An 18,099-nucleotide genomic window follows, 5' to 3' on the forward strand; every position below is an offset into this window, starting at 1 on the left:
GAAAGATTGCCTTGTTGGTATGGCTCCCAGCTTCGATTTGACGCCAACAGAGGATCGTCTCGCAATGTCCATGCCTGCCTTGTTCAAGGGACGCCTGTCGATCCCGGTGATCGGTTCGCCGCTCTTCATCATCTCGGTGCCCGATCTCGTGATCGCGCAGTGCAAGGCGGGCGTGGTCGGCTCGTTTCCGTCGCTGAACGCACGGCCGCCGGAGCTGCTTGACGAGTGGCTGGCGCGCATCACCGAAGAGCTCGCGGCGTATGACCGCGCGCATCCCGACAAGCCGTCGGCGCCGTTTGCGGTCAACCAGATCGTGCACAAGTCGAACAACCGGCTCGACCATGACATGCAGCTCTGCGCCAAGTACAAGGTGCCGATGATCATCTCGTCGCTGGGCGCGCGCGAGGAGCTCAATCAGGCCGTGCACGGCTGGGGCGGCATCGTTTTCCACGACGTGATCAACCAGAAATTTGCGCACAAAGCGATCGAGAAGGGTGCCGACGGCCTGATCCTGGTCGCGGCGGGCGCGGGCGGCCACGCCGGCACGATCTCGCCGTTGGCGTTCGTCGCCGAAACTCGAAAATGGTTCGACGGCCCGATCGCGCTGTCGGGCGCGATCGGCAACGGCAAGGCGATCCGCGCCGCGCGCATTCTCGGCGCCGACTTTGCCTATATCGGCTCGGCCTTCATCGCCACCAAAGAAGCCAATGCGGTCGAGAAGTACAAGGAGATGATCGCGGGCGCGACGGCCGATGACATCGTCTATTCCAACCTCTTCACCGGCGTGCACGGTAACTATCTGAAGCCGTCGATTCTTGCCGCCGGTATGGATCCGGAAAACCTGCCGACGTCCGATCCTTCCAAGATGAACTTCGGCACCGACGCCTCCGGCGAACGTGCCAAGCCAAAAGCCTGGAAGGAAATCTGGGGTTCGGGCCAGGGCGTCGGCAGCATCGACGGCATCGTGCCTGCCGCCGAAATGATCGCGCGCTTCAAGAGGGAATACGACGAGGCGGTCGATCCGCCGTTGTGATCTTAGTCGTCCCGGCTAGTGCGCAATTGCGCACTAGGGGCCGGGACGACACTTTTTGCTGAACTCCGCACATGCATCACGGAGAACCGATGACCCCCATCTACCGCGTCGACGGCGACAGCGTCGTCACCAGCCCGGATGCTGCGGGCCCGTGGGACCGGCGTATGCAGCACGGTTCAGCGCCGGCCGCGCTGGTGACGTGGGCGGCGGAGCGCATTCCAACGCCTGTCGCGATGGACATCGCGCGGGTCACCATCGACCTGATGCGCCCGGTGCCGGTGGCGCCGCTCACGATCGCGACCGAGATCTTGCGCGAGGGCCGCAAGATTCAGCTCTGCGGGGTCAAGCTGTTCGCCGACGGCGTACAGGTGGTCGCCGCCACCGTGCTCAAGATCAAGCGCCAGCCGCTGACGCTGCCCGAGGACGTCAAGGCGCTGCCGGTTACGCTGCCGTCCCCGGAGGACTCGCTGCTCGAGGACGGTCATGCCGCCACCAGTCCGTTCGTGCGATCGGTGTCGATGCGTGCCGCGCGCGGCCGCTTCGGCCAGGCCGGCGCCGGTGCGATCTGGTTTCGCGTCGACCATCCCCTGATCGCAGGCGAACCGCTCTCGCAGGCGATGCGCGCCGTGGTCGCGGCCGATTTTTCCAACGGCACCGCCTCGTCGCTCGATTTCCGCGCCTGGACCTATATCAACGCCGACCTCACCGTGAGCTTTTCGCGCCAGCCGATCGGCGAATGGATCCTGCTCGACGGCGATTCCTGGATCGGTCCCGATGGTGCTGGGCTTGCGATGTCGCGGCTCGCCGACCGGCAGGGCTATTTCGGCCGCGCCGTGCAAAGCCTTGTGATCGAGAAGCGGTAAGGGGCGGCGTGGCGTCCCGGGCAGGAGCTACCCCACCATCCGGTCCCGCCCGCTCCAGAATTCCGCGCGCAGCATCTTCTTGTCAACCTTGCCGACGCCGGTCATCGGCAATTGCCTGACGAACTGGATCTGCTTCGGCGCATGGGCCGAGCCTTTTCGCGTCTTCACCAGATTGATCAGTTCATCGGCGTCAGGTTTTGCGCCTTCGCGCAGGACGACGACAGCCGTGACGGCTTCGCCCCATTTCTCGTCGGGGATGCCCACGACCGCCACCATGGCCACGTCCGCATGCTGCGACAGCACGTCCTCGACCTCGCGCGGAAAGATGTTGAAGCCGCCGGAGACGATCATGTCCTTCTTGCGGTCGAGGATGAACATGTAGCCGCGATCGTCCTTGCGAGCGATGTCGCCGGTGTGCACCCAGCCGTTCTTCAGCGTCTCGGCGGTGATGTCCGGCCGCTTCCAGTACTCCGCCATGACGTGTGGAGCGCGCACGCAGATTTCGCCGGCTTCGCCCGTCTTCACTTCCTGGTCGTTGTCGTCGAGGATCTTGACCTCGCACGCCGCGATCGGGAAACCGCATGACAGGAACAGCTCCGGCCTGTTGGGATCGTGATCCGCCTTGCGCAGCACCGAGATTGGATAGCATTCGGTCTGGCCGTAGAGCTGCGAGAACACCGGCCCGATCCGCTCGATGCCCTCGATCAGCCGGCTCGGTGACATCGCGGAGGCGCCATAGAGCACGAGCTCAAGCGAGGAGAAGTCGGTTTTGTCGAGCGCGGGATGATCGAGCAGCACGTAGATCATGGTCGGCACGAACAGCGTGAAGTTGATGCGCTCGCGTGCGATCGTCGCCAGTACCGCCTCGGGATCAAAACCCTTCAGCATGTGCACGGTGCCGCCCCGCATCAAGGTCGGCAGCACTTTCGTGCCGGCGACATGGCTGATCGGTGCCACCGCGAGGTAGCGCGCGCCATCGGGGATCTCGAAGTCGGCAAGGATCGCGGCCGCGGCTCCGGCATTTTCGCGGTGGTAGCGCAACGCGCCCTTGGATTTGCCGGTCGTGCCACCGGTGTAATTCAGGGTGGAGAGATCGTCGGGGCCGGCGAGGCAATGCGCGCTGGCATGGCCTTCGATCTCGATCGCCTGCAAGAGGTCGACGCCATAGTCGGCCGGTCCCATGGTGAAGACCGCCTTGAGCCAGCCCGCCTGGGCGGCGAGCTCGCCGCCGCGATCGCGGAAGGCGGCCGCATCGACCACCAGCACCTCGGCCTCGGAATCCTCGAGCTGGAACAACTGGTCTCCTCGCGATCCCAAAGGATGCAGCCAGGTGACGCAGAGCCGCGACAATTGCGCGGCGACGCCGGCGCACCATGTGTCGGCGCGGTTCGCGGTGAGGAAGGCGACCCGCGCGCCGGGCCGCAATCCAAGCCGCATGAACAGGCCCTGGATGCGCCCGATCAGGTCGATGGTGCCCTGATAGCTCAGCGATCCGCCGGGCCACGCGAACGCGGTTCGGCCCGGGTAGCGCGACAGTGCCCGCAGCGCCTGCGCGCAAGTCGGAGACGATGCATGGAGCGGATCGGACATATGTTTCCTCGCTGCTTTGTCATCGGCTTCCGGCGTGCCAATGTTTACCGCGACGCTAGCACAGGGAATGCGGGAGGGAACGACTAAGCCCGCGCGAGGGAGGCATGCGTGACGTCAGATCGGCTGCAACGTTTCCACGGTCGTCTCGCCCTGCCGCTGATCGCCGCGCCGATGTTTCTGGTGTCGGGCGTCGAGCTCATGGTCGGCGTCTGTCGCAACGGCGTGATCGGCAGCTTCCCCAGCGCGAATTGCCGTAGCGCCGAACAATTCGATGAATGGCTCACCAACATCGAAGCGCGGCTGCTGCGGCATGAAGATCAAACCGGCCGTAAGGCCGCGCCGCTTTGCCCAAACCTGATCGTGCACCGCTCCAATGCACGGCTGGAGCAGGATCTCGCCGTGTTGCTGCACCACAGGCCGGAGATCGTCATCACCTCGGTCGGCTCGCCCATGCCGGTGCTCGAGCCGCTGCATGACGCCGGCGCATTGGTGCTTGCGGATGTTGCCTCGATCCGCCACGCCGAACGCGCGGCGGAAGCAGGTGCCGACGGGCTCGTGCTGCTCACTGCGGGCGCGGGCGGCCAAACCGGCTGGCTCAACCCGTTCGCCTTCGTCCGCGCGGTGCGCGCTTTCTACGATGGCATCATCGTGCTCGCGGGGGGTATCAGCGACGGCCAGGCATTGCGCGCGGCCGAAGTGCTCGGCTGCGATCTCGGCTACATGGGCACAAAGTTCATAGCGACGCGCGAGAGCATGGCGGACGAGCGTCACAAGCGCATGCTGGTCGACGGCAGCGCGGACGACATTTTGCTGACCACCGCGTTCACGGGCCTGCAGACCAGCATGCTCAAACCGTCGATCGTCGCGGCCGGTCTCGACCCCGACGATCTGCCGGCGCGCGGCGCGATCGACATCGGCAAGGACATCGACGTCAACGCACGCGAGAGCCGTCCCAAGCGCTGGCGCGATATCTGGAGCGGCGGGCATTCGGTATCGGGCGTGACCGAAGTGATGGCGGTCGACGGTCTCGTCGCGCGGACGGTCGCGGAGTATCGGGAGGCGGGTGGCCGCCTCTCCCCGTAAAAATGCGGAGACCGACAGGGCCGTCGCCCCCCTCACGGTTAATCGAGCGCTCCTTAGAGGCCCCACTTAACGGCAGATTAACCAACGCCCGGCAAGAATCCCTCTCACGGCCGCCAATCAGGACCGAGAGGGACAGGCGATGGATTTCGACTTTCTGAACGCCAGGACGGCGGCTTCGCTGGACGAGATTCGTGTTCGCGTAGCTCATGCGCTGGCCCGCCACCCGCTGTGTCGCAATGTGCGCTTCGACATCGTCAGCGTCCCCCGCACCCGCCGGGGCGGCAATTGGACGGTGGCGCTGCAATCGGTCGAGCCGCGCGGAGTCTGGGAGGCCTCGGAGATCGTGGCCGACATCCAGGACGCCTACGATCTGGCGATAGCTGCCTGATTTTGTTGAGCTTTCTAGGCAATGTCGCCGTAGTCCGCGCGATTGCCGTCGCAATGGCACGGTTAAGCCTTAATTTTCGCCCAGTTTCCGGGCAGTGATCACGTGGACTTGAAGCCGGTTGCGGAGAGACGTTTGTCGAAAGCCATCACCATCGTCGTGCTGACCTGCTTCCTCGTCCTCGGCGCCGCCACCACCGCCATTCTCGGCCGCGACAGCGTGCCCAGCGTCAGCGCCGAAATGATTACGCAGGCGCCGGCACCCAAGCCGCTTGCAACCAATCGGGCCGCCAAGGCCGATCGTCTGGTTCCGACGCTGGCACTGGCCTCGGCCGCGTTCGACCCGGTCCAGGTTCCTGCCGACAAGCTATCGCAAATGCCCGTGCTGACCGAGCCGCTGCGCCAGGCGTTTGCCGCCGCCACGCCATCCGATTTCCCGATGCCTAAGGCGAGCGTGAACGAGGCTCCGGCCGCTGCAGAGATTCCTGCCGTCGAAGTCCCGGCCAAGCCTAAGGTCGTCGCCAAGCCGCAACCGCAAAAATCCTATTCGCTGCTCTCCGACGTGCAGATCGCGGGCATCAGGGACCGTCTGAAGTTGTCGTCGTCGCAAGAATATTACTGGCCCTCGGTCGAAACCGCGCTGCGCAATGTTGTCCGCAAGATCTCGGCAAACAAGCTGTCCAATCCGAACGTGCAGGGCGTGCCGATCGATCCCAATTGCGACGAGGTCCAGCAGTTGAAGTCGGCGGCGATGCCGCTGCTGTTCCAGCTGCGTGACGACCAGAAAGAGGAAGTGCGCAAGCTCGCCCGCATCATCGGGCTCGAGAAGGTGGCGCAGCAGATCTAACGCGCAAGTTTCTTCCGGAATCAAGTTCCTCCCGGAACTGCGCCTGTATCGGGAACATCCGGCAATCGACAAGCGTTGCCCGCTCCAAAGAGGGAGTGGACCAATGCGCGCCTCGACAGCCTATTTCGTCGGTGCAGGAACCATCGTCGCAGCCATAGCCATTGGTCTCGGCGGCGGCATTGTCGCCGGCAATATCATGAATCCGGTCTCGCCCAAGCAGGGGCCTGATACCAGCAAGATGGCGCAACGCGCTGACGCCAAGCCCGCCACGACGGACGCGCCATCCGAGCGCCTGCAATATCTCACCGGCTCGCAAGCATTTGGCGCCATGGTCGCCGCGCCAGCGCAGGCCGAAGCGAAATCCGACGCTAAACCCGAATCCACGCCTGAAGCAAAATCCGAAGCCGCGAAGCCCGGCACGCAGACCACTCAGGCCAACGCTGAACAGCCAGCGCAACAGCCTTCGCAAGCGGCTGCGGTAGAGCCGCCCAAGCCAGCGCCGGCATCGCCTCCGCAACTCGCGAAGCCTGCTGCACAGCAGGCGTCGACAGAGCCGTCATCCCCACCTGACAACGCCTTTGCCAAGGCCAGGGATTCTGACGTCAAGCGGGCCACGTCTGAACGGCGCCGGACGGAGCGCCGTGAGCGCTGGGCCGAGCGCCGTCATTACGATTCCCGCGAGCCGCGTGGGATGCGCGACCGGACCGATTGGGACGACGTCGCGCGCAACATCCGCGAAGATGCCGATGCGCGCGAGGTCCCGAGCCGGCCGCGCGGCGGCTTTCCGCAGATCAGGCTATTCGGCGACGACGATTAGGTCCGTCCTCGCCGTCGCGCGCGATCTATGACGGGCGCATCGACGGCTATGGTCTGACGCAACACCCGCGAGGATTTGTGCCGCGGACGGCAGCCACTCACCCGCCGTGCGACTCCACGACCTTGCGGCAGCCGTCCGAAAGCTTCGACTTGTTCTCGCGCAGGCAGGCATTCATCTGCGGCGGCTTGCCGATGTGTTCGGCACAGAATTTGCTCGCGTCGCTTCGGCAGGTCATCTGCTCCTGCGGGGTCGGACCGGATTGCGCAGCGGCGGTCTGGGCGGTCGCGGCGAGCAGCAGCACGGCAAGAACCGAAATCTTCATAAAGCACCTCCTTGGGAATGTCGTTGGTCCCGCCTGGGATCAAGCGGGCCGGACCATCTCGCGAGCGCCGGGCGCAGGTCCATGCCATGTTCATGGCATCGGCCAGCCCGTCCCGCCGCCGTACCCCCATTTTCATGGCATGTATCAGCGCGCCGTCTTTTGTCATTCAGGCTGCACGTCGGCTGCGAGACCCGGTGATTGCATCGGGACGCCGAACGGCAAGCAGGAGAGCAAGATGTCGAAAAGAGCGGGAGCGCTGAGCGCCGGGTTGACGATTTTGGCGCTGGCAGGTTCGGCGATGGTGTCGCTGGGCACGAGCCCGGCGCAAGCGGTGGTCTATTGCAAGACGGTCGGCATACCCAAAGGCTGCGTGGTGCGACCGGCGGCAGCGGTGAGGGTAGCGCCGGCCGCCGCGGTCGCCGTGGCGACACCCGGGGTCGGTGCGCCCGGTGTCGGCGTGCGCGCGGGCTCGCCGATGAATCGCGGTGGTCCGGTCAATCGCGTGGGCGTGCGCTGAGAACAACGAAAGAGTTCGGGCGAAGGAGCCGTGCGGACGAACTCCCCGTCCTCCGCAGGCAAATCATCCGGCCCGTCCCTCTCTCCGCGCGTCCCACACGTTCGGAGAGGGGGCTTTTCAGCCGACGGCGGCACCGCTGTCGGGGAAAATCTGCGGCAATTGCAGCCGCACGCGCGTGCCTGAGGAATCCGAACCGAGATCGAGCATCGCCCCGCAGCGCGCGGCACGGCTCCTCATGTTGCGAAGGCCCCGCGCGGTCTGGCTCGCGTCGGTGGCCCCGCCGCTGCCGACCGGCGCACAACCGTTCGCAAAGCCCTTGCCGTCATCCGCGACCCTGATCACACCGTACGGTCCCTGACCTCCGTCGACCGTCTCGATGGTGACCGCGATGCGGCGGGCCTCTGCGTGCTTGACCGCATTGGTCACGGCCTCGTCGAGGATGCGCACGATCTGGATGACATGCCATGGCCTGAGCTCGGGATGCAGCGGCAGCCCTTGCGGCGTCGCCACGTGCCAGTCGAGTGCGATGTCGTGTGGTCGCAATTGTGCGGTCGCGCGCTCGCGCCAGGAGCCGAGTGCGAGCATCAGGTCGCCGCCGATGTCGTCCATGGAGTCGATGACGAGGCGGAGGTCTTTCAGCGCCGCACGGGCGGCGTCAGTGATGGTCGCGCCCTCGTGCCCGCGCTCGGACAGTGCCACGATGCTGATGAGCTGGCCGCCGAGGCCGTCATGCAGGTCGCGCATCAGTCGCGTGCGCTCATTGGCAAGCGCGGCGGCCCGCGCACGCTCCTCCTCGCGGGCAAAGCTCGCCTTCAGCCGCTCCTCGGCCTCGCGTACGCGCGTTACGAGCTGGCCGGCAAAGCTGTCGACCTGGTTCAGCGCGCGCGCGAACCGCCAGGTCAAGCCGGCGCCGATCGCGACCAGCATCGCCGAATAGGACAGGCGCGAGAGGAAGATGCGCTCGTCGGTCACGATCTCGAACACCGACAGCATGTCGTGGACCCAGCAGATCAGCACGATGGTCACCGCGCAGCCGAGCGTGAAGCTTGCCGCGTCCTGCCGCCGCACCACTGCGGCAGCTGTGACGCAGGCCATCAGCAACAGGCAGATCCCGACGGTCGGAATCCCCAACAGGAGAAACAGAATGCGCGGCAACGGCGGGCCGGCGATCAGCCCGACACTGAACACGACGAGCCCCGGCGCGAACAGCAGCATGCCGTAACGCGGCCAACGCCAGCCGAAGAACAGCACGCCGAATACGACGACCAGGGCGCTCTCGATCGGTGCGGACGCGAGCAACACTGCGGCGAGCCGGGAGGTGTTGACGGGGGGCACCGGTGGTGGCGCGAAGGCCTGCACCACGCCGAGTACCATCGCTACGGCCAGCACGCCGTAAACCGGCTCGCGGCGGCGCATCAGCCACATGATCGCCAGGATGACGGCGAGGATCGATTGCCAGGCGGAGAACACCACGGGCAACGTGACGAACATCAGCGTGCGTGTCTCGTAGGCCGGCCGCAAGGCCGCATCCGGCCCGACATAGACGGTGTCGAGAAAGCCCTTGAGCGGTCCCCAAACCAACAGCCGCACCGTGATCTCGTTCGCGCCCTCGCGCAGCAGCGAGGACGGGATCGACCCGATCTGCGGAGTGTTGCGGTCGGGCCGGTTGGCGTTGGCATCGCGTCGGGAATCCAGGATGATGACGCCGTTGATTGAGACCTCCACCGCGTTGCTGAAGCGCGGCAGGAATACCGACCATCCCGACGCCACATCGCCGCGGCGGAACGTGAAGGCGCCGCTGTAGAGCGGCGGGTCGGCCAGGGAATAGCGTGACGACGTGAAATGCGGCAGCGTCACGGGGCGCGCCACGCCGTCCTCGCGCAGCGAGAATTCGCTCAGGGCAAAGTCGTCGGGGTCGCTGGGCTGGAGCAGCCGCAGCCCGAGGACAGTTGCGACCAATATCAGTGCCTGGAGCAGCAGATAGGGCACGAGGCGCGAGACCAGCAGCCGGCGCCGCGCGGGTTTGACCGGTGCCTTCGCCGCGATTTCGCTCACAGCTTGATCAGGCCCTGCTGCACTGCTTCGAACACCGCTTCGCTGCGGGTGTGCACTTCGAGCTTGCGATAGATGTTCTTGATGTGGCCGGGCACGGTCTGCCTGGACAGGCCGAGATGGCTCGCGATCTCGGCGTAGCTGAAGCCCTTGGCGATGCCCCAGAGGATGTCGATCTCGCGTGGGGTGAGCCTTGCGGTGTTGAGCGCGGGACCGGGCGGAGGCTCGGCCGCATTCTGCGCGGTACCCTGCGTTCTGCGCACGATGAAACGGGCGATCGAGGCCGAGATTGGCGAATGGCCGGCGACTAGATCGCGCACGGTGGTGGCGATGTCCGTGGGGAACGCATCCTTCAGGAGATAGCCGGTGGCGCCCACCGTGATCGCGGAGATCACACTCTCTTCGTCGCCAAGCGCCGAGATCACCATGATCTCGGTGTCGGGAAAGCGTTGCCTTGTCTCGCGGATCAGCTCGACGCCGTGGCCGTCGGGCAGCCGCAGATCGGTGAGCAGCACGCGCGGCGCCCGGTCGCCGAGCCCGGCGCGGGCCTCTGCGAGCGTGCCGGCGCTGCGCACCTCGTAACCGGCCTTGACCAGCGCGTCGTGGAGCCGCCAGCAGGTCGGCGCGTCGTCCTCGACGAGGAGGATGGCGATGGCTTCACCCGTCTCGCCCTGTTCGGTCATGATCATCGTCCTGCACCGCGTGTCCCCCGCGGCGCAGGGCCAAGTTTAGCTGCGGTGCGGGCGCCGCGACACCCATAATCATGGGGGCGCATTGTCACTCTTCCGCCGTTGCGGACGCCGCCTATCGCTTTGCTGCGGCCGATGGCGTCGGCGGCACTGGCAGACGCTGCACCGTGATTAGCGCCGTGCGGCGTTGCTCGCCCTGGGTTGAGGGGCTGGCGAGATCCTTGCCTCCGTCCAGGATGGCTCCTCTACGAAGCCTCTCCCCGCGGCGGTGGGTATCGCCGGGCCAGCGCCGACAACGGCAAGTGTTGCTCGCCCTCCGGCAGCTCCAGAAAGGCGAGCACGAGCGGCCGCCTCCAGTCACCGACGCCGAAATCCATCGCCATCCATTTCTGCGGTTCGGCGCCTTCGAGGCCCCGGACCCAGACGAAGAAGCGGGGGAGGTCGTCGGCGTCCGCTTCGGTCGCGCGTCTCCTGGCCATCGAAGCTGCTCGCTGCATCAACATAGGTTGCCCCACGATATAGGGACTGGCTCTGCGAAGTCGAACCCGTCGAGGGAGGCTCGTGCAGGGAAGCACGGCCCTCTCCTGGCGAAGTGTCCCGGGGATGCGGATGCGGGCCGTATGGCGGCCCGCTCTCGTCACTGCCAGAGCTCGCAGGTCGCAACCCGGTTGATGTCCGCGAGCCGCCGACTGGTGTCGCCCGCGAGGTCGAGGCTTGCGACCAGCGCCAGCAGGCGATGATAGGCTCCGTCAGCGACCTCGACGGGCAGCGGGGCCTCATCGAACGTCTCGACATAGCTGCCGACCAGACCGCTCAACAGACGGCACAGGCCGCGCTGTTCGGAGTCGTCGCGGCCGAGCGTCTCGAGCTTTTGCTGAAAGATCCGGAAGGTGCGCAGGCCGTGGTGCTGTTGCGAAAGCCACGTGTGCAGGTCGTTCATATGAGCTCCTTCGAATTGCGGAAGAAGCTACCGGTTTATACAGGTGGCATGTGACGATTGCTAGGGAGGGGGAGGCCGAGACAGTCCGTCTTCGCCAAGAGGCTTCGCCGGACACGCTTCACCCTTTCGGGCTTGGCGCGGGCTGCGCCACGCGAAGCCCGAAAGGGCGAAGCGTGGTGCCCCTGGCCGGAATCGAACCAGCACTCCTTGCGGAACTCGATTTTGAGTCGAGCGCGTCTACCAGTTCCGCCACAGGGGCCCTCGGTCAGCCCCTAACAGGGCGTCGCGAAGCCGGCGGACTATAGCCATGGACCAAGCGGGGTCAACCCGCGCCAAAGTGATCCCGGCCGTTCTCGACAGCCGCATGAGCCGGGGTTACAGCCTTGGAAAGCGACCCATCGAAAAGAGGCTGCCGTGACGACCCAGAGTGCCGCAATACCTGCATTCAAACCGGCGGCCACGAGCCCCGCGCTGGTCGCTTCGCTCGCGGTCACGCTGATTGCAGCCGCGACGATCGCAGGCGCCTGGTTCTTCCAGCTGGTGCTCGGGATCGTGCCCTGTCCGCTGTGCCTGGAGCAGCGCTACGCCTATTACCTCGCGATCCCGCTGGGCCTGCTCATCGCACTCGCGGCGCGGGGCGGTGCGCCGAGGCCGCTGCTGTTCGCGGGCCTCGCGATCCTTGTGCTGGCCAGCCTCGCCAATGTCGGGCTCGGCACCTATCACGCCGGCGTCGAATGGGGCTTTTGGAAGGGACCGACCGACTGCTCCGGTCCCGTCGTCAATCTCGGCAGCGCCACCGACCTGCTGTCGCGACTCGACACCGTGAAGGTGGTCCGCTGCGACGAGGTGCAGTGGCGCTTCCTCGGCCTCTCGCTTGCCGGCTACAATTTGCTGATCTCGCTGTTGATAGCTGCGATCGCCGCGTGGGGATTCGTTGCGACGGCGAAGCGCTAAGGCTCAATCATCCACATCGTCCTGCGTCCGGCCGAACAGGTGCACGATGCCCGGCGTCGCGATCGTCACGAAGACGAAACGCGAGAGGTGATGGGCGCCGACGAAGATCGGGTCGATGTGCAGCGTCAGGGCCAGCGCCAGCATGGCGTCCATCGCGCCCGGTGCGTAGGCGACCACGACGTCGGAGAATTTCACCTGCGTGGTGAGCGCCACGATGCCGACGAAAATCGCGGAGACGGCGATGGCGACGGCAAACGAGCCCAGCGCCGCGTTGATGTGGCCGGCGAGCGTCTTGATCTGCATCCGCGCGAAGCGGCTGCCGATCAGGGCGCCGATGCCGATCAGCGCCACGCCGCGTACCCAGTCCGGCAGGCCGCCCTCGACCCAGCCTGCGCCATGCAACACGCTCGAGCCGATCATCGCGCCGAACATCCAGCTCGCCGGAAACCTGATCAGCCGCAGGACGAGCGCCGCGGCCAGCGAGGCCGCGACCAACTCGACGAGGTCGAGCGGAGAGGCGATGGTCGTCGTCAGCGATGGCGCGACGGAGGGCGCGACGCCGGCGAACGCCAGCACCATCGGCAGCGCCGCGGTGAGGATGATCACGCGCATGGTCTGCACCACAGCGATGCCCGGCAAGTCGGCGCCGCGCTCGACCGCCAAAATCGTGATCTGCGATAGCGCGCCGGGGCTGCCCGCGAGGAAGGCCGAGGTGCGGTCCCAGCCGTGGATGCGCTGGAGATAATAGCTCGAGCCGAAGGTCGAGCAGAAGGTCGCGAGCGCGAGCAGCCCGATGGTGAGCGGATAGGCACTGACCTGTTGAAGCAGGTGGCGCGAGACGACTGATCCTAACGAAATGCCGAGCAGCACCAGCACGGTCTGGGTCAGGATCGGCGGCAGCGTCAGCTGGCGACCGGCGATCGCGGCGATCCCGACCGCGATCATGGAGCCCGAGATCAATCCCCCCGGAAGGCCCGCGAGCAAAAACACGAGGCCGCCGGTGGTGCCGATGACAAGCGTTTCCATCGTGCTCAAGATCTTGGCACGGCTCGGCCATTCGAACGGCAGGGAGACGGTGATTTGCTTCACACCGCCTTATCGCAAATCAGCGAGAGGCGCACAATTGCGGCCACGTCATGCCGCAATGCGCGCGCCTCTCCCGAAGCCGCGAGCAGGGGGAAGGATTTACTTCTTGTCCGCAGCCGGCGCGGCCATACCGGCTTTGGCGGTCTTGATGCATTCGGAGCGGAATTTCTTGCGCTCCTTGCCGTGCAGGCCCTTGGCGTCGGCCTGCTTGGAGCATTCGAGCGATTCGGCCGAGTGCTCCTTCGGTGCCTTCTTGTCCATGGGGGCGGCGGTTGTGGTCTTGGTGTCGGTCTTTGCTGCCGGCGCGGCGGTCTGCGCGAAGGCAGTGCCGGTGGCGAGCAGGGAGGTGAGAGCGACGACGGCGAGGCGAGATGTGAAGGTCATGGTGCTGCACTCTTCTTGCGGGAATTGCGAAGGGCGCGAAAGTCGGCTGGCCTTGCTGAACGCGACATGAATAATTCGAACGTGGAGGATCACTATATTTTGGCGGCAGCAGCCATCACTTCCTTGTCGCGAGCTGGCGGCACGCTAGGATAGCAATCCTCGGTTCACTTCCCTCGGGGGAAGATCAAGGAGGAGACCAAGGATGACCATGCAATCAAAGTTGCTGTGTGCAGTTGCGCTGTCGGGCTTTGCCGCGCTGGTGGTGAGTGCGCCGGCGCAGGCGCTGACCTCGCAGGAGTGCAGCGCGAAATACCAGGCCGCCAAGAAGGACGGCTCGCTCGGCACCACGAAGTGGAATGACTTCCGCAAGGCCCAGTGCGGCGCGGATGCGACGCCAGCGGCTGCGCCGACCGCGGCCGCTCCTGCTGCGCCCGCCGCTCCCGCCGAGCCGAAGCAGGCGAAGAAGGAGGCCGCCCCGGCTGCCGCGCCGACCCTGCCGGCCGGCCCCGCGATCTATCCGAACGCCGTTGATCCGAAATACGCCAAGGAGACCCCCGGCAAGGGGCGCCTGCACACCTGCGTCGACCAGTACAACGCCAACAAGACCACCAACGGCAATGGCGGCATGAAGTGGATCGAGAAGGGCGGCGGCTATTACAGCGAATGCAACAAGAAGCTGAAGGGCGCCGCCTGAGGCTTCAAGACGACGCAGAGGCCGGAGCCAAGCTCCGGCCTCTTGCTTTAATCCAGTAGCTTCTCGGCCGATTTCGCCACGAGCTGCGATCGCTTGCGCGGGCCGCGCTCGACGAACAGCAGGCTCTGGCCGAAGATGAAGCAGTAGAACAGGAAAGCCTGCGCTTCAGCTGCCTCGGTCTCGAGGCCGGTCGCGCGATAGAGTTCGGCGACGTGCTTCAGCCGCGCCGCGTCCACTTTCGCCACCGCTGCCGCGGCGCCCTCGTCCGAGCGGGCCCATTGCCGGATCGCAAGCTCGATCGCCATCCCGTCCGGATTGAGCCGCTCCGAATAGAGCTGGATCACTGCCCTCAGCCGTTCACGGGGCTCTTGGCCATCGAGACTCGTCTGCTGCGCGATCGCCGTTGAGCGCCCCTCGCGCCAGCGCTCCAGCATGGCACCGAGCAGCGCGGCACGGTCGGCGAAGCGGCGGTAGAAGCCGCCCTTGGTGACGCCCAAATTCTTGGCGAGCACCTCGACCCGCACCCCCTCGACCCCCGATCGGGCGAGTTCAGTGAACCCTGCCTCGACCCAGACATCGCCTTTGCCGTCACTCATGCAGGCAGCCTCGCCGATTCTTGATACGGTACCGTATTGCTAACGCGGGAGGAGGTTGATACGCTACCGTATCAACAATCAAAGCCAGAAAAGGTCAGGGAGAATTGCGATGGAGCAGGAGGCGACCTATCGCGGCACGGTCTATCCCTGGCAGTGCGATCACGTCGGCCACATGAACATCATGTGGTATGTCGGCAAGTTCGACGAAGCCAACTGGAATCTGTTCGCCCGGCTCGGGCTGACGCCGAGCTATCTGCGCGGCTCCGGGCGCGGCATGGCCGCCGTGCAGCAGAACATCACCTACAAGCGCGAGTTGCTCGCCGGCGACATCGTCGAGATACGCAGTCACCTGCTCGAGATCCGCGACAAATCGATCCGCTTCCGGCACGACATGATCAATGCCGATACCGGCGAGATCGCCGCGTTCTGCGAGATCACGGGCGTGCACATGGACCGCAGCCAGCGCAAATCGGTGCCGTTCACGGACGACATTCGCGAGATCGCCTTGAGACATCTCGCCGAGCCGGCGGAGGCCTGAGCCATGGCTGCATACGAGCCGAAGAACCCGGGCTACCGCGCGGCTGCCATCGCCATGTTCGATCGCCAGCCGGCAATGCACACGCTCGGCATCGCGATCGTCCGCCTTGCGCCGGGCGAGGCTGAACTCGCCATGCTGCATTCGCCGGCCCTCACACAGCAGAACGGCTTTGTCCACGCCGGCATCATTACCGCAGGACTAGACAATGCCTGTGGTGTCGCTGCCTTCACCCTGATGCCGTGCGAGGCCGATATCCTCACCGTCGAGTTCAAGACCACGTTGCTCGCGCCGGCGCGGGGCGAGCGTTTCGTCTTCAAGGCCGAGGTGGTCAAGCCCGGCCGCACGCTGACCTTTTGCGAGGCAAAGGCATTTGCCGAGCACGAGGGCAAGGTCACGTTGATCGCCATGATGACCGGGACGCTGATGGCAATGCTGCCGCGCGTTGCGGCCGCGCAAGCGCCGCGCACGAACGCTGCATAGCGGCGATTGACAAGACCGCCGGCGCATCCCTTGATACTCCGGTCATGCTTGCAAGCCTTGGTCTAATTCTTCTCTGCCAGTTGATCGGCGAAGCCGTCGTGCGCAGCCTCAGCCTGCCGATGCCGGGCCCGGTACTTGGCCTCTTGCTGCTTCTCATCCTGCTGCTCGCGCGCGACCGCTTTGCGCTTCTCGCGCGCGGGCCGCTGCGTGATGATGGCGTCGAGACGGCGAGCAAGGGTCTGCTCGCGCATCTGTCGTTGCTGTTCGTGCCGGCCGGGGTCGGCGTCGTGCAGAAGCTCGATCTGCTCGCGTCCCACGGCATCGCCATCATCCTCGTGCTCGCGCTGTCGGTGGTCGTCACCCTGCTCGCAACCGTACTCACTTTCCGCCTGGTCAGCCGCCTGTTGAGGCAACAGGACGCGCGATGAAGGACAATCCGTTCTCGCTCTGGGTCTATCTCTCGCAGTCGCCGCTGCTTTGGTTGACAGTGACGCTGCTGGTCTATGCCGGTACGGACGCGGCGTCGCTGGCGACGCGGCGCCATCCGCTCGCCAATCCCGTGCTGCATGCGATGTGGATCGTCGGCGCGTTCCTGCTGCTAACCGGCACCTCCTACACGACCTATTTCGCCGGCGCGCAGTTCGTGCATTTCCTTTTGGGGCCCGCGACGGTCGCGCTGGCTGTTCCCCTCTACGAGAACCGCAAGCGCGTCGTCGCCTCGATCGTGCCGATGCTGGTGGCGCTGGTCGCGGGATCGGTCACGGCCGTGGTGTCCGTGGTGTTGTTGGCCCAGCTTGCCGGTCTGCCGCACGAAGTGGTTTTGTCGCTCGCGCCGAAATCCGTCACGGCCGGCGTTGCCATGGGCATCGCCGAATCCCTGCACGCCGATCCCTCGCTGGCTGCGGTTGCGGTTATCCTTACGGGCATTATGGGCGCGATCATCGTGACGCCGCTGATGAACCGCACCGGCATCAGCGATTTCCGCGCCCGCGGTTTTGCCGCCGGCCTTGCCGCGCACGGGATCGGTACCGCGCGAGCGTTCCAGGTCGACGAGATCGCCGGCGTCTTCTCCGGGATCGCCATGAGCCTGAACGCCTTGGTGACGTCCTTCCTGGTACCTTTGGCGGTCACGCTGCTGGTGCGATGACATCGGCACCGCGACACTCTATATGAGCTGTAACAATTCCCAGTCTCGAACCGTATCGACGGAGATGGGACCGAAATGGAACGAGATATGGCTGGATTCAGGAATAAAGCCCTTGTGCCGACGCGGCGCGCGGCGCTGACGCTGATTGGGGCGGGCGCCCTTGTCGCGGGTGGAATCACCTCGGCGCGCGCGGCGACCGACGAAGACGAGGTGCTGACCGAAGCCAAGGTGCTGCGCGACCCGGATGTTCCCGTCGCCGGTAATCCCGACGGGAATATCAGTATTATCGAATGGTCCGACTATAACTGCCCCTATTGCCGCAAGCTCGAGCCCGAGTTGTGTCAGGTCATCCAGGACGACGGCAAGGTCAGGCTGGTGATGAAGGACTGGCCGATCCTCGGGCCGGTCTCGGTCACCGCCGCGCGGGCGGCGCTCGCGGCGAAATTCCAGGACAAGTACCACCAGGCCCATGACGCCATGATGGGCGTCAGCTCGCGCCTGACCGAGCCACGCATCAACGAGTTGCTCGCGTCCGCCGGCGTCGACATGGATCGGTTGAAGCGCGATCTCGCCGACCACGCCAAGGACATCGACGCTCTGCTCAAGCGCAACAACGAGCAGGCCGAAGCCTTCGGTTTCCGCGGCACCCCGTCCTTCATCGTCGGCAAGTACCGCGTGCCGGGCGTGCTCAGCATGAACGAGTTCGAGCAGGTCATCGCCGACGCCCGCAAGGCCAAGATGAACTGAGCCGAGCGATATTCACCGCGCAAGACGAAGGCGCCGCCGCGGACCCGCGACGGCGCCTCATTTCATTCATGATACCACGTCGTTACTTCGAGGAGATGCGGACCCAGTCCTTGTGCGCGCGATCGCGCAGCGCGTCCCAGTCGGCTTTTGCGACATCCCAGTTCACGATGGTGCGATTGGTCGTCGCGACCTCGCCATTAGCAACCGACGACGTCTGCATGGAGTCATAGACATACACGCCGCAGCCGAGCAGCAGCGCGCCCAAAATCATTCCAAGAAACATCCGCATCGCGAAACCTCCAATGACGGGCGATAACGTCGACCCGGATCGATTGT

Annotated in this window: 24 protein-coding genes and 1 tRNA gene; 14 read left to right on the forward strand and 11 right to left on the reverse strand. The window is 65.4% G+C overall.

From position 1 onward, the window contains the following. Window positions 1–64: 64 nt before the first annotated feature. Complete coding sequence (locus IVA75_RS06210; protein WP_027565664.1) at window positions 65–1,033, forward strand: nitronate monooxygenase family protein; 969 nt, start codon at window positions 65–67, stop codon at window positions 1,031–1,033. An 89-nt stretch (window positions 1,034–1,122) separates the two neighbouring features. Continuing rightward, window positions 1,123–1,896: a thioesterase family protein gene (locus IVA75_RS06215; protein ID WP_027565663.1), complete on the forward strand. Its 774-nt coding sequence runs from the start codon at window positions 1,123–1,125 to the stop codon at window positions 1,894–1,896. Window positions 1,897–1,923: 27 nt separating this feature from the next. On the opposite strand, the gene IVA75_RS06220 is transcribed toward IVA75_RS06215, so the two are convergent. Further along, window positions 1,924–3,486 (reverse strand): AMP-binding protein, encoded by a 1,563-nt coding sequence (locus IVA75_RS06220; RefSeq protein WP_247285757.1) that lies wholly within the window; start codon window positions 3,484–3,486, stop codon window positions 1,924–1,926. A gap of 108 nt (window positions 3,487–3,594) precedes the next feature. On the opposite strand from IVA75_RS06220, the gene IVA75_RS06225 reads away from it, so the two are divergent. From IVA75_RS06225 to IVA75_RS06240, 4 genes are all read left to right on the forward strand, one after another. Next, window positions 3,595–4,569: a nitronate monooxygenase gene (locus IVA75_RS06225; protein WP_247285758.1), complete on the forward strand. Its 975-nt coding sequence runs from the start codon at window positions 3,595–3,597 to the stop codon at window positions 4,567–4,569. A 139-nt stretch (window positions 4,570–4,708) separates the two neighbouring features. After that, complete coding sequence (locus IVA75_RS06230) at window positions 4,709–4,957, forward strand: hypothetical protein (protein WP_247285759.1); 249 nt, start codon at window positions 4,709–4,711, stop codon at window positions 4,955–4,957. Between the two features lie 132 nt (window positions 4,958–5,089). Beyond that, window positions 5,090–5,800 (forward strand): hypothetical protein, encoded by a 711-nt coding sequence (locus IVA75_RS06235; protein ID WP_027514200.1) that lies wholly within the window; start codon window positions 5,090–5,092, stop codon window positions 5,798–5,800. A 103-nt stretch (window positions 5,801–5,903) separates the two neighbouring features. Then, window positions 5,904–6,617, forward strand: a complete 714-nt coding sequence (locus IVA75_RS06240; protein ID WP_247285760.1) for a hypothetical protein — start codon at window positions 5,904–5,906, stop codon at window positions 6,615–6,617. A gap of 97 nt (window positions 6,618–6,714) precedes the next feature. Here the strand turns inward: IVA75_RS06240 and IVA75_RS06245 are convergent, their stop codons facing one another. Next, on the reverse strand, window positions 6,715–6,939 hold the full coding sequence (locus IVA75_RS06245; RefSeq protein WP_007597470.1) for a cysteine rich repeat-containing protein: 225 nt from the start codon (window positions 6,937–6,939) through the stop codon (window positions 6,715–6,717). Between the two features lie 235 nt (window positions 6,940–7,174). On the opposite strand from IVA75_RS06245, the gene IVA75_RS06250 reads away from it, so the two are divergent. Beyond that, a complete protein-coding gene (locus IVA75_RS06250) occupies window positions 7,175–7,456 on the forward strand; it encodes a hypothetical protein (protein ID WP_247285761.1) in 282 nt (93 codons plus the stop codon). Window positions 7,457–7,573: 117 nt separating this feature from the next. On the opposite strand, the gene IVA75_RS06255 is transcribed toward IVA75_RS06250, so the two are convergent. The 5 genes from IVA75_RS06255 to IVA75_RS06275 form a co-directional block, all read right to left on the reverse strand. Next, window positions 7,574–9,511, reverse strand: coding sequence for an ATP-binding protein (locus IVA75_RS06255; protein WP_247285762.1), 1,938 nt, complete (start codon window positions 9,509–9,511; stop codon window positions 7,574–7,576). Continuing rightward, entirely contained in the window at window positions 9,508–10,191 is a 684-nt protein-coding gene (locus IVA75_RS06260) for a response regulator transcription factor (RefSeq protein ID WP_247285763.1), read from the reverse strand. The genes IVA75_RS06255 and IVA75_RS06260 overlap by 4 nt, the downstream gene beginning before the upstream one ends. A 251-nt stretch (window positions 10,192–10,442) precedes the next feature. Then, window positions 10,443–10,676 carry a hypothetical protein gene (locus tag IVA75_RS06265; protein ID WP_247285764.1) on the reverse strand — a complete coding sequence of 78 codons (234 nt, stop codon included), beginning with the start codon at window positions 10,674–10,676 and terminating at the stop codon, window positions 10,443–10,445. Between the two features lie 158 nt (window positions 10,677–10,834). Further along, the gene (locus IVA75_RS06270; protein ID WP_247285765.1) at window positions 10,835–11,137 is read right to left on the reverse strand and encodes a hypothetical protein; all 303 of its coding nucleotides are present in this window, start codon (window positions 11,135–11,137) and stop codon (window positions 10,835–10,837) included. Window positions 11,138–11,311: 174 nt separating this feature from the next. Continuing rightward, a tRNA-Leu gene (locus tag IVA75_RS06275) sits at window positions 11,312–11,396 on the reverse strand. 155 nt (window positions 11,397–11,551) lie between these two features. On the opposite strand from IVA75_RS06275, the gene IVA75_RS06280 reads away from it, so the two are divergent. Further along, entirely contained in the window at window positions 11,552–12,091 is a 540-nt protein-coding gene (locus tag IVA75_RS06280) for a disulfide bond formation protein B (protein WP_247285767.1), read from the forward strand. A 3-nt stretch (window positions 12,092–12,094) separates the two neighbouring features. Here IVA75_RS06280 and IVA75_RS06285 read toward each other — a convergent pair whose 3' ends face one another. Both IVA75_RS06285 and IVA75_RS06290 read right to left on the reverse strand, forming a co-directional pair. Continuing rightward, entirely contained in the window at window positions 12,095–13,180 is a 1,086-nt protein-coding gene (locus IVA75_RS06285; protein WP_247285769.1) for an AbrB family transcriptional regulator, read from the reverse strand. A 96-nt stretch (window positions 13,181–13,276) separates the two neighbouring features. Further along, on the reverse strand, window positions 13,277–13,561 hold the full coding sequence (locus IVA75_RS06290; RefSeq protein ID WP_247285771.1) for a PsiF family protein: 285 nt from the start codon (window positions 13,559–13,561) through the stop codon (window positions 13,277–13,279). A gap of 202 nt (window positions 13,562–13,763) precedes the next feature. On the opposite strand from IVA75_RS06290, the gene IVA75_RS06295 reads away from it, so the two are divergent. Continuing rightward, a complete protein-coding gene (locus IVA75_RS06295) occupies window positions 13,764–14,255 on the forward strand; it encodes a hypothetical protein (protein WP_247285773.1) in 492 nt (163 codons plus the stop codon). A 47-nt stretch (window positions 14,256–14,302) separates the two neighbouring features. On the opposite strand, the gene IVA75_RS06300 is transcribed toward IVA75_RS06295, so the two are convergent. Beyond that, window positions 14,303–14,851, reverse strand: coding sequence for a TetR/AcrR family transcriptional regulator (locus tag IVA75_RS06300; RefSeq protein WP_247285775.1), 549 nt, complete (start codon window positions 14,849–14,851; stop codon window positions 14,303–14,305). 109 nt (window positions 14,852–14,960) lie between these two features. Here IVA75_RS06300 and IVA75_RS06305 point away from each other — a divergent pair, with 109 nt between their 5' ends. The 5 genes from IVA75_RS06305 (at window position 14,961) to IVA75_RS06325 (ending at window position 17,763) form a co-directional block, all read left to right on the forward strand. Then, window positions 14,961–15,389, forward strand: a complete 429-nt coding sequence (locus IVA75_RS06305; RefSeq protein WP_247285776.1) for an acyl-CoA thioesterase — start codon at window positions 14,961–14,963, stop codon at window positions 15,387–15,389. A 3-nt stretch (window positions 15,390–15,392) separates the two neighbouring features. Further along, window positions 15,393–15,869, forward strand: a complete 477-nt coding sequence (locus tag IVA75_RS06310) for a PaaI family thioesterase (protein WP_247285778.1) — start codon at window positions 15,393–15,395, stop codon at window positions 15,867–15,869. A gap of 44 nt (window positions 15,870–15,913) precedes the next feature. Continuing rightward, window positions 15,914–16,297 (forward strand): CidA/LrgA family protein, encoded by a 384-nt coding sequence (locus tag IVA75_RS06315; protein WP_247285779.1) that lies wholly within the window; start codon window positions 15,914–15,916, stop codon window positions 16,295–16,297. Then, complete coding sequence (locus tag IVA75_RS06320; RefSeq protein WP_247285780.1) at window positions 16,294–17,016, forward strand: LrgB family protein; 723 nt, start codon at window positions 16,294–16,296, stop codon at window positions 17,014–17,016. Before IVA75_RS06315 ends, IVA75_RS06320 begins: the two co-directional genes overlap by 4 nt. Before the next feature lie 87 nt (window positions 17,017–17,103). Next, window positions 17,104–17,763 (forward strand): DsbA family protein, encoded by a 660-nt coding sequence (locus IVA75_RS06325; RefSeq protein WP_247285781.1) that lies wholly within the window; start codon window positions 17,104–17,106, stop codon window positions 17,761–17,763. 82 nt (window positions 17,764–17,845) lie between these two features. Here the strand turns inward: IVA75_RS06325 and IVA75_RS06330 are convergent, their stop codons facing one another. Next, window positions 17,846–18,052 (reverse strand): hypothetical protein, encoded by a 207-nt coding sequence (locus IVA75_RS06330; RefSeq protein ID WP_027514183.1) that lies wholly within the window; start codon window positions 18,050–18,052, stop codon window positions 17,846–17,848. Window positions 18,053–18,099: the final 47 nt, after the last annotated feature.

This window comes from Bradyrhizobium sp. 134 (genome assembly GCF_023074155.1).
Classification (GTDB): Bacteria; Pseudomonadota; Alphaproteobacteria; order Rhizobiales; family Xanthobacteraceae; genus Bradyrhizobium.